Origin of the sequence: Pseudomonas sp. NFACC46-3 (assembly GCF_900114515.1) — a bacterium.
GTDB classification, from domain to species: domain Bacteria; phylum Pseudomonadota; class Gammaproteobacteria; order Pseudomonadales; family Pseudomonadaceae; genus Aquipseudomonas; species Aquipseudomonas fluorescens_Q.
In genome coordinates, this window is record NZ_FOTH01000069.1 from 1 (window position 1) to 9558 (window position 9558).

Annotated in this window: 9 protein-coding genes and 1 pseudogene; 6 read left to right on the forward strand and 4 right to left on the reverse strand. The window is 62.7% G+C overall.

The genetic code is table 11. The features are described 5' to 3' along the window. Positions 1-178: pseudogene (locus BM300_RS30905) on the forward strand (apolipoprotein N-acyltransferase); the annotation flags it as partial. Between the two features lie 362 nt (positions 179-540). Here the strand turns inward: BM300_RS30905 and BM300_RS29545 are convergent. Both BM300_RS29545 and BM300_RS29550 read right to left on the reverse strand, forming a co-directional pair. Then, on the reverse strand, positions 541-1302 hold the full coding sequence (locus BM300_RS29545) for a YdcF family protein (RefSeq protein WP_092149981.1): 762 nt from the start codon (positions 1300-1302) through the stop codon (positions 541-543). A 103-nt stretch (positions 1303-1405) separates the two neighbouring features. Next, on the reverse strand, positions 1406-1726 hold the full coding sequence (locus BM300_RS29550; protein ID WP_063324238.1) for a hypothetical protein: 321 nt from the start codon (positions 1724-1726) through the stop codon (positions 1406-1408). 303 nt (positions 1727-2029) lie between these two features. On the opposite strand from BM300_RS29550, the gene leuS reads away from it, so the two are divergent. The 5 genes from leuS to BM300_RS29575 all read left to right on the forward strand — a co-directional run bounded on the left by leuS (position 2030) and on the right by BM300_RS29575 (position 8210). After that, a complete protein-coding gene (gene leuS, locus BM300_RS29555) occupies positions 2030-4636 on the forward strand; it encodes a leucine--tRNA ligase (RefSeq protein ID WP_092149991.1) in 2607 nt (868 codons plus the stop codon). Between the two features lie 90 nt (positions 4637-4726). Next, positions 4727-5332 (forward strand): LPS-assembly lipoprotein LptE, encoded by a 606-nt coding sequence (lptE, locus tag BM300_RS29560; RefSeq protein ID WP_063324236.1) that lies wholly within the window; start codon positions 4727-4729, stop codon positions 5330-5332. A gap of 39 nt (positions 5333-5371) precedes the next feature. Then, on the forward strand, positions 5372-6409 hold the full coding sequence (gene holA / locus BM300_RS29565; protein WP_072345408.1) for a DNA polymerase III subunit delta: 1038 nt from the start codon (positions 5372-5374) through the stop codon (positions 6407-6409). 241 nt (positions 6410-6650) lie between these two features. Beyond that, the gene (gene arfA / locus BM300_RS29570) at positions 6651-6815 is read left to right on the forward strand and encodes an alternative ribosome rescue factor ArfA (protein ID WP_063324234.1); all 165 of its coding nucleotides are present in this window, start codon (positions 6651-6653) and stop codon (positions 6813-6815) included. Between the two features lie 72 nt (positions 6816-6887). Next, positions 6888-8210: a lytic murein transglycosylase gene (locus BM300_RS29575; RefSeq protein WP_092464689.1), complete on the forward strand. Its 1323-nt coding sequence runs from the start codon at positions 6888-6890 to the stop codon at positions 8208-8210. A gap of 67 nt (positions 8211-8277) precedes the next feature. On the opposite strand, the gene BM300_RS29580 is transcribed toward BM300_RS29575, so the two are convergent. Both BM300_RS29580 and BM300_RS31225 read right to left on the reverse strand, forming a co-directional pair. After that, entirely contained in the window at positions 8278-9222 is a 945-nt protein-coding gene (locus tag BM300_RS29580; protein WP_092464691.1) for a S66 peptidase family protein, read from the reverse strand. Between the two features lie 73 nt (positions 9223-9295). Next, positions 9296-9558, reverse strand: a 263-nt coding sequence (locus tag BM300_RS31225; protein WP_092464693.1) for a hypothetical protein, incomplete at its 5' end; no start/stop codon positions are given.

Sequence of the window (9558 nt, forward strand, 5' to 3'; positions counted from 1 at the left end):
GTTCGGCCAGATCACCGCACAGATCCCGCAATTCGAGCGTGGCATCCTGTACGGCGAAGTGGTGCCGATGCACGACCTGACGCCGTACCTGCAATGGCGCTCATGGCCGCTGATCATTTTGTGCCTGTCGCTGTTGGGCTGGGCGTTGATGGCGAGCCGGATGGCCAAGACCGTTTAAGGCCTCTGGCACCCCTTGTGGCGAGGGAGCTTGCTCCCGCTGGGTGGCGCAGCCGCTCCGTTTTTCCCAACCACTGAAGATGTTCCAGCCCGGCGACAGTGGCGTCTGCTGCGCAGCCGAGCGGGAGCAAGCTCCCTCGCCACAGAAGCTCGCTAGCCCATGACATTGGCGAACACCCATGCATTGGATGTCTGCACAAGGCAGGCGACTACCCACTCTGGAAGACCATTGAGCTCTTGTGGCGAGGGAGCTTGCTCCCGCTGGACTGCGAAGCAGGCCCTGTTTTTAGGGGGACCGCTTCGCGGCCCAGCGGGAGCAAGCTCCCTCGCCACAACCATGTTCGGCCCACACATTTCGTATGCTCAGCGATAGAACAACCAATACCCCAACAACCCCATCGCCTCATTCATCAACTGCCCGGACTGCCAGATCGACTTGAACTCCGGCATCCAGCCACCCAGTGGCCGGGCGTTGTCCGGGCCCAGGAAGCCGACAGGCGCCGGCACCACTTCAAATCCTGACCGCTCGAAACTCCAGACCGCCCGCGGCATGTGCCACGCCTGGGTCACCACCACAACCCGTTTGATGCCTTCCGGCAACAGGATCTCGGCGCTCATCTGGGCGTTTTCCCAGGTGGTGCGGCTACGTCCTTCCTGCCAACGCACGTTGACGCCAAAATCCTCCAGCATCGAGTCGGCCATCAACTTGGCCTCGCTGGGCGGGGTGCCGTAGTGCAAGCCGCCAGTGGTCAGCACGGGCAAGCCCGACGCCTTGGCCAGTCGCGCCGCATAACGCTGGCGTTCGAGGCCGACACCGGTGGGCTGGTCGGAACCCCAGGCCAGGTCACCGCGCTCGCGACCGGAACCCAGCACCACGATGGCGTCGGCACGCTGGGCCAGGGTCGCCCATTCACTGCGCAGCAGCGGCGGCTCACGCTCCAATGCCTTGGCGCTCCACTGCACCACCACCGGCAGGCTCATCAACCAGAAACCGCCCAGGCCCACGGCGAAACACAGGCGGGCCAGGCGCGGCCGAGAATGGCGCCACCACCAGGCGAGCGCCAACAGCAGCAGAAGAATGCCGGGCGGCAATAGAAGTTGTTTGATGAAATAGCGAAAGGGCATCGGGCATCTCCATAGATGCCCGAAGCCTAAGGGGGTTGACGCAAAGCGACAACAGATTCGAAAAAGCCTTGAACCAAAAAAAGCGACACGCGTGAATCCGGCTTTACTTGAACTGCAGCGACCGGATCTTTACTGCATCCTTATCAGGCGTCCGGTCCTTGAGCCACACAACCTTGGCCGAACGGGGCGCTTCGAGACGCTTGAGTACCTGGGCCCCACTGGTGGGGGGGTTATGTCCGGCCTGTTCAAGGTAAGCCTTGACCAGTTCGAACTCTGCGGGGCTCAAGCCTCGCAGTTCCAGCTCTACCGGGCGCTCATCACGCAAGCGACCGGCGGTTCTTGCAGCGTCCAGGGCCACCCCGAGACGATCGATCAGTTTTTCGTACAACTCAGGTGTAGCGACTTTTCGTTGTGATTCAACCATCCCTCACCTCATTGAAGATAAGACTCACTCCCCATTGAGAAGCTTAGCTTCGCTGGGCAAACCGGCAGTGCGCCGCGACCAACGGCCCTGAACACGGGTCATCGCCGATGATCGGCAATGGCTCGGCGGTGGTTCGGCAGCAATCAGGGTTTCCCTCGGCAGAGTGCGGTCATGTATGCTACGGCGCTTCCTGTAACTCCACTTCCAGCTTGGCTGGGCATCGAAAACGCCGCATTCGGCGTCGTCTGCGTCCAGCATGGCAACGAAGAGGATTGGGCCACCCCATTCAGTACAAAAGTAGCCATGCACGAACACTACCAGCCCCGTGAAATCGAAGCCGCCGCCCAGTCGTTCTGGGACGAGCAAAAGTCCTTTGAAGTCAGTGAACAGCCAGGCAAGGAGACTTACTACTGCCTGTCGATGTTCCCTTACCCCAGCGGCAAGCTACACATGGGGCACGTGCGCAACTACACCATCGGCGACGTGATCTCCCGCTACCAGCGCATGCAAGGCAAGAACGTCCTGCAACCCATGGGTTGGGACGCCTTCGGCATGCCGGCGGAAAACGCCGCGATGAAGAACAACGTGGCCCCCGCCAAGTGGACCTACGAAAACATCGCCTACATGAAGACCCAGCTGCGTAGCCTGGGCCTGGCGGTGGATTGGTCCCGCGAGGTCACCACCTGCAAGCCCGACTACTACCGCTGGGAACAATGGCTGTTCACCCGCCTGTTCGAAAAAGGCGTGATCTACCGCAAGAACGGCACCGTGAACTGGGACCCGGTGGACCAGACCGTCCTGGCCAACGAACAAGTGATCGACGGTCGCGGCTGGCGCTCCGGCGCACTGATCGAAAAGCGCGAAATCCCGATGTACTACTTCAAGATCACCGCCTACGCGGATGAGCTCCTGGAGAGTCTCGACGAGCTGACCGGTTGGCCCGAGCAGGTCAAGACCATGCAGCGCAACTGGATCGGCAAGTCCCGGGGCATGGAAGTGCAGTTCCCCTACGACGTCGCCTCCATTGGCGAAGCCGGCACCCTGAAAGTCTTCACCACCCGCCCGGACACCTTGATGGGTGCCACGTATGTGGCCGTGGCCGCCGAGCATCCGCTGGCCACCCTGGCGGCCCGGAACAACCCTGAGCTGCAGGCGTTCATCGCCGAATGCAAGGGCGGCAGCGTCGCCGAAGCCGATGTCGCCACTCAAGAGAAGAAAGGCCTGGCAACGTCGTTGTTCGTCGAGCACCCGCTCACTGGCGAGAAGCTGCCGGTGTGGGTCGCCAACTACGTGTTGATGCACTACGGCGACGGCGCGGTGATGGCCGTGCCGGCCCACGACGAGCGTGATTTCGAATTCGCCCACAAGTACAACCTGCCGGTCAAACCGGTGGTGCGCACCAGCGCCGGCGACCAGACTCCCGCACCTTGGCAGGACGCCTATGGCGAACACGGCGAACTGATCAACTCCGGCGAGTTCAACGGCCTGGACTTCGCGGGCGCATTCGATGCCATCGAAGTCGCCCTGATCAAGAAGAACCTCGGCGCCTCGCGCACCCAATTCCGCCTGCGGGACTGGGGCATCAGCCGCCAGCGCTACTGGGGCTGCCCGATCCCGATCGTGCACTGCGACACCTGCGGCGACGTACCGGTGCCGGAAGACCAACTGCCCGTGGTCCTGCCGGAAGACGTCGTACCCGACGGCGCCGGTTCGCCCCTGGCGCGCATGCCCGAGTTCTACGAGTGCAACTGCCCGAAATGCGGTGCACCGGCCAAGCGCGAAACCGACACCATGGACACCTTCGTCGAGTCCTCCTGGTATTACGCGCGCTACGCCTCGCCGCACTATGAGGGCGGCCTGGTGGAAAAATCCGCGGCCGACCACTGGTTGCCAGTGGACCAGTACATCGGCGGCATCGAACACGCCATTCTCCACCTGCTCTACGCACGCTTCTTCCACAAGCTGATGCGTGACGAAGGCCTGGTGAGCTCCAACGAGCCGTTCAAGAACCTGCTGACCCAAGGCATGGTGATCGCCGAGACTTACTATCGTCGCGAAGCCAACGGTGCCTACACCTGGTTCAACCCGAGCGACGTCGAGCTCGAACGCGACAGCAAGGCCAAGGTCATCAGCGCCAAGCTGATCGCCGACGGCCTGCCGGTGGAAATCGGCGGCACCGAGAAAATGGCCAAGTCGAAGAACAACGGCGTCGACCCACAGTCGATGATCGACCAGTTCGGCGCGGACACCTGCCGCCTGTTCATGATGTTCGCCTCGCCACCAGACATGAGCGCGGAATGGTCCGACTCGGGCGTCGAGGGCTCGCACCGCTTCCTCAAGCGCGTCTGGCGCCTGGCCCAAGCCCACGTCACCCAGGGCCTGCCGGGCAAACTGGCCGTCGCCAGCCTGAACGACGAGCAGAAAGCCGTCCGTCGCTCGATTCACCTGGCCATCAAGCAGGCCAGCCATGACGTCGGCCAGAACCACAAATTCAACACCGCCATCGCCCAGGTGATGACGCTGATGAACGTGCTGGAAAAAGCCGCGCAAGGCACCGAGCAGGATCGCGCACTGGTTCACGAAGGCCTGGAAGCCGTGACGTTGCTGCTCGCGCCGATCACCCCACACATCAGCCACGAGCTGTGGAATCAACTGGGTCACGCCGACCCGGTGATTGATGCACGCTGGCCGGTGGTGGACGAAACCGCGCTGGTGCAGGACAGCCTGACCCTGGTTATCCAGGTCAACGGCAAGCTGCGCGGCCAGATCGAAATGCCGGCTGCGGCAACGCGCGAAGAAGTTGAAGCCGCCGCGCGGGCCAATGAAAACGTGCTGCGCTTCGTCGATGGCCTGACCATTCGCAAAGTGATCGTCGTGCCCGGCAAGCTGGTCAACATCGTCGCAAGCTAATTGGATCGGGCGCGAGGCTCAAGCCTGGCGCCGAATACAACCTGCGGGGTCGCATGGTCGACCCCCATAGGGTTCAAGGGGAGCAACAAGATGATCAAACGTAATCTGCTGGTAGTGGGCCTGGCGGTCCTGTTGAGCGCCTGCGGCTTCCAACTGCGCGGCACCGGCACCACCGAGCTGGCCATCACGGAACTGGACCTCAGCGCACGGGACGCCTATGGCGACACCGTGAAACTGCTGCGCGACACCCTGGAAAACAGTGGCGTGAAAGTCTACAGCGGGGCCCCGTACAAGCTGGTACTGGCCCGTGAACAGCAGAGCCAGCGCAGCCTGAGCTATGCCGGTGCCGGTCGTTCCGCAGAGTACGAACTGAACAACGTACTGAGCTATGAGATCCGCGGCCAGAACGACCTGGTACTGCTGGACGACAAGCTGCAGGTGCAGAAGGTCTACCTGCACGATGGCAACAACATCACCGGTTCCGACCAGGAGTCGAGCGAAGTGCGCGATGAAATGCGTCGTGACCTCGTGCAACGCATGATGCTGCGCCTGCAACAGCTGAGCCCGGCCCAGCTGGAGCAACTGCAACAGACCGCCAACGCCCGTGCCAAGGCCGAAGCCGATGCGCTGGAAGCGGCACGCAAGGCGGAAGCGGAAACCCCGCAACAGTCGCCGATGCAGATCCCGGCTGAATAAGCCTTGTGGGGCGCTCCGGCGCCCCGCTCGCCTTCTCTTATGAAGCTCGCTCCCGCCCAACTCGGCAAACACCTGCAAGGCGCCCTCGCGCCGGTCTACATCATCAGTGGCGATGACCCACTACTGTGCCAGGAAGCCGCCGACGCCATCCGCGCCGCTGCACGCCAGCAAGGTTTCGACGAGCGCCAGGTATTTGCCGCCGACGCCAGTTTCGACTGGGGCACGCTGCTGCAGGCCGGGGCGAGCATGTCGTTGTTCGCCGAAAAACGCCTACTGGAGCTGCGTTTGCCGTCTGGCAAACCCGGTGACAAAGGCGCCGCTGCGCTGATCGAATATTGCTCTCGCCCGGCCGAGGACACCGTGCTGCTCATCAGCTTGCCGAAACTCGATGGCAGCGCGCAGAAGACCAAATGGGGCAAGGCCTTGGTCGAAGGCCCGCAAACCCAGTTCGTGCAGATCTGGCCGGTGGACGTCAGCCAGTTGCCCAGCTGGATCCGCCAGCGCCTGTCCCAGGCCGGCCTCTCGGCCAGCCAGGACGCGGTGGAACTGATCGCCGCCCGGGTCGAAGGCAACCTGCTGGCCGCCGCCCAGGAAATCGAAAAGCTCAAGCTGATGGCCGAAGGCGGGCAGATCACCGTGGAAACGGTGCAGGCTGCCGTGGCCGACAGTGCGCGCTTCGATGTCTTCGGGCTGACCGATGCGATCCTCAACGGTGAGGCCGCCCATGCCCTGCGCATGCTCGAAGGCCTGCGGGGCGAAGGCGTCGAGCCGCCGGTGATCCTCTGGGCCCTGGCCCGGGAATTACGCCTGCTGGCCAACCTGTCCCTGCAATACAGCCAGGGCGTCCCACTGGACAAAGCCTTCAGCCAGGCCCGCCCACCGGTGTGGGACAAACGCAAACCGCTGATGAGCAAGGCCCTGCAACGCTACTCGGCACCACGCTGGGCGCAATTGCTCCTCGAAGCCCAGCGCATCGACGCGCAGATCAAGGGCCAGGCCGCCGGCTCACCGTGGATGAGCCTCAGTCGCTTGTCGCTGTTGATGGCCGGTCAACGATTGCCCCTGCCTGCCGAGTAAACACACTCAGGCCAGAGGGCTTTCTGTGGCGAGGGAGCTTGCTCCCGCTGGGGCGCGAAGCGGCCCTGTTTTTCGGGTCTGCTTCGCAGCCCAGCGGGAGCAAGCTCCCTCGCCACACAAAAGCTGTCTCCCCCAAATCCGCCACCTGAGGCGAAACTTCCTACTGCATGCAGGGACTGGACAGCCCGCCAACTCTGCCCCATGATTTGCCCCGCAAAACCACCCCACGAGAGACACCATCATGAGCAAAAAGCCATCCAGGCATGGCCCCAACAAGGCCAAATCCATCGTCGCCCAGCCCCTGTTCCGCAGCCGCCAGGAACGACCCGCCAAGGGCAAAGGCAGCTACCGCCGCGAAGCCTTCCAGTCTGACAACTGGGAGGCTTCTTGCTTTGTGGCAGCTTGAAACACCCGGACAAGCCCTACACCCCTTTCGCATGATAAGGTCAGCACCTGATTTGTATTTCTGGACCCGTGCATGCCCTTCTGTCTTTCCCATCGTTGGCCACTGCGCCAGATGATTGTTGCCGCCAGCGTTGCCCTGCTTGTCGCCTGCGCCGAAAAACCTACTGCCGCCGACGCCCAACCGCTCCAGACAGCCCCCGCCGTGACCGCTCCGGCCATCGTCCCGCCCCTGGTGCCGACCGGTGAAGACCTGGCCATTGCGCCCACCCAGACCTTCGCGCAATGGCAAGCAGGGTTTCGCAAGGAGGCACTGGCCGCCGGGATCCGTGGCGACCTGTTCGATCGTGCGTTTGTCGGCGTCAGCCCGGACATGAGCGTGATCAAGGCCGATCGCAGCCAGCCGGAATTCACCCGTCCCGTGTGGGAATACCTCGATGGCGCGCTATCGCCACTGCGGGTCAACAAAGGCAAGAGCCTGATCCAGCAGAACGCCCAGGTCCTGCAAAGTATCGAGCAGCGTTATGGCGTTGATCGCGAGGCGCTGGTGGCGGTGTGGGGCATGGAGAGCAACTTCGGCCAGTTCCAGGGTAGCAAGTCGGTGATCAATTCCCTGGCGACCTTGGCCTACGAAGGACGACGCCCGGGTTTTGCCCATGCGCAACTGATCGCCGCGCTGCAAATCCTGCAACAGGGCGATATCACACCGGAAAAAATGCTCGGTTCCTGGGCCGGCGCCATGGGCCAGACCCAGTTCATTCCCACCACGTACAACACCCATGCAGTGGATTTCGATGGCGACGGTCGCCGCGACATCTGGGGCAGCTCCACCGACGCCCTGGCCTCGACCGCCCATTACCTGCAAAGCTCCGGCTGGCAGCGTGGCCAGCCATGGGGGTTCGAGGTCGATCTCCCAGAGGGCTTCGACTACACCCTGGCCGATGGCACGATCCGCAAGCCTGTTGCTGAATGGGAGCGACTGGGAGTTTCAGAATATGGCCGCCTGCCAATAACCCCGGATGACAAACAGCTCTCGGCGTCTCTGCTCCTGCCGGCCGGCCATCGCGGCCCGGCGTTCCTGATCTTCGATAACTTCCGCGCCATCCTCAAGTACAACAACTCGTCGTCCTATGCCTTGGCGGTCGGGTTGTTGTCAAAGCGCTTTACCGACGGCGGACTGGTCTATGGCCAGTGGCCCAAGGAGGACCTGCCCCTGAGCCGCAGCGAACGCATCGAATTGCAGACACTGCTGAGCAAGCACAACTACGACGCGGGCAACCCCGACGGTATCATCGGCGCCAACACCCGCAAGGCCATCCGCAGTGCCCAGCAGTCGTTCGGCTGGCCAGCGGATGGGTATCCGACGCAGCAGTTGCTGGAGGCATTGCGTAGCCGCTGAATTGCCGTATGGCGGCTACCGCTATCGCGAGCTTGCTCGCGATAGCTGACTCCCAGGCGCTACATGACTAGCGACTGACTACCACATCCTGCTCCAGCACTAACCTCTTCTCCTCCGCATCGAGCGTCACCAAGGCCCCCATGGGCAAGGTCAGGTTCGGATCGCAGTGCCCGCTGCGCCAGCCGGACAGCACCGGGATACGCAACGGCTCGAAGGTCTGCTTGAGCAAGCGGTTCAACGCCTCGACGTCGACCCCGGCCACATCCCCCACCAAAACGCCGCGTAGCTGGTGCAACGTGCCGGCCAATCGCAGTTGAGTCAGCAATCGGTCGATGCGATACAGCGGCTCGTTGACGTCTTCGATGAACAGGATCACCCCTTCGGCGTCGATCTGAAAAGGCGTGCCCATGGTCGCGGCAATCATCGACAGGTTGCCGCCCAGCAGACGTCCGTGGGCGATGCCTGGCTCGACGGTGGTCAATGGGTAGGCTGCGGGGTGGTTCAGCTCGCTGCCGGCCTTCAACTGTCCACGCAGCAGGCTGAAAAACGAGGTGACGGTCGGGGGTTCCTTGTCGCCCAGCAGATCGGCGTTGAGCAGCGGGCCGTGGAAGGTCACGAAGCCTGCGTAGCGGCTGATGGCCAGGTGCAGGGCGGTGATGTCGCTGTAGCCTACGAATGGCTTGGGGTTGCGGCGCAGGAGGTCGAAGTCGATGCGGTCCAGCAGGCGTGGTGTGCCGTAGCCGCCGCGCAGGCAGATGATCGCGTTGACTTCTGGGTCGGCGAAGGCGCTGTGCAGGTCGTTGAGTCGTACTTCGTCGCTGCCGGCCAGGTAGTCGTTCTTTTCGTAGACGCCTGGGAAGATCCGGAGCTCATGACCTCGGGCGCGCATCCATTGGATGGCTTTTTCCGTGTCCAGGGGGGCGGGGCCGGCGGGGGCGATCACGGCGATCAACCCTTCGGACGGAAGTGCCGGGACGGGTTGATGTGGGTTCAGGACTTGGGTGACTTCCATGGGGTTCCCGGTTTTTCGGCTTGCTATGCGTGTATATCCGTTTTTTGTGTAACGGCTACTTATGGTTCCGCTCTTACAGCGGCTTACTTTTGAAAAGCGCAAAAGTAAGCAAAACGCTCTTGCCCCACCACTCGGTGCCTCGCCTAGGCTCGGCATGCCCGAACGCAGGCATTGCTCCGTGGGCCGCCGCGAAGGGCCATCCATGGCCCAGCGCGGCTATCCCGGCATCCATGCCGGGATGCCCACTGCGCAATGCCTGCGTTCGGCCAGCGTGGTTTAACGGGGCGCCTAGATCAAGATCAAGATCAAGATCCAAAGCAAAGCAAAGCAAAGCAA

Excerpts from the sequence above, each read along its gene's own strand:
- BM300_RS29545 (WP_092149981.1), bottom strand. The coding sequence starts at position 1,302 with ATGCCCTTTCGCTATTTCATCAAACAACTTCTATTGCCGCCCGGCATT.
- BM300_RS29550 (WP_063324238.1), bottom strand. The coding sequence starts at position 1,726 with ATGGTTGAATCACAACGAAAAGTCGCTACACCTGAGTTGTACGAAAAA.
- leuS (WP_092149991.1), top strand. The coding sequence starts at position 2,030 with ATGCACGAACACTACCAGCCCCGTGAAATCGAAGCCGCCGCCCAGTCG.
- lptE (WP_063324236.1), top strand. The coding sequence starts at position 4,727 with ATGATCAAACGTAATCTGCTGGTAGTGGGCCTGGCGGTCCTGTTGAGC.
- holA (WP_072345408.1), top strand. The coding sequence starts at position 5,372 with ATGAAGCTCGCTCCCGCCCAACTCGGCAAACACCTGCAAGGCGCCCTC.
- arfA (WP_063324234.1), top strand. The coding sequence starts at position 6,651 with ATGAGCAAAAAGCCATCCAGGCATGGCCCCAACAAGGCCAAATCCATC.
- BM300_RS29575 (WP_092464689.1), top strand. The coding sequence starts at position 6,888 with ATGCCCTTCTGTCTTTCCCATCGTTGGCCACTGCGCCAGATGATTGTT.
- BM300_RS29580 (WP_092464691.1), bottom strand. The coding sequence starts at position 9,222 with ATGGAAGTCACCCAAGTCCTGAACCCACATCAACCCGTCCCGGCACTT.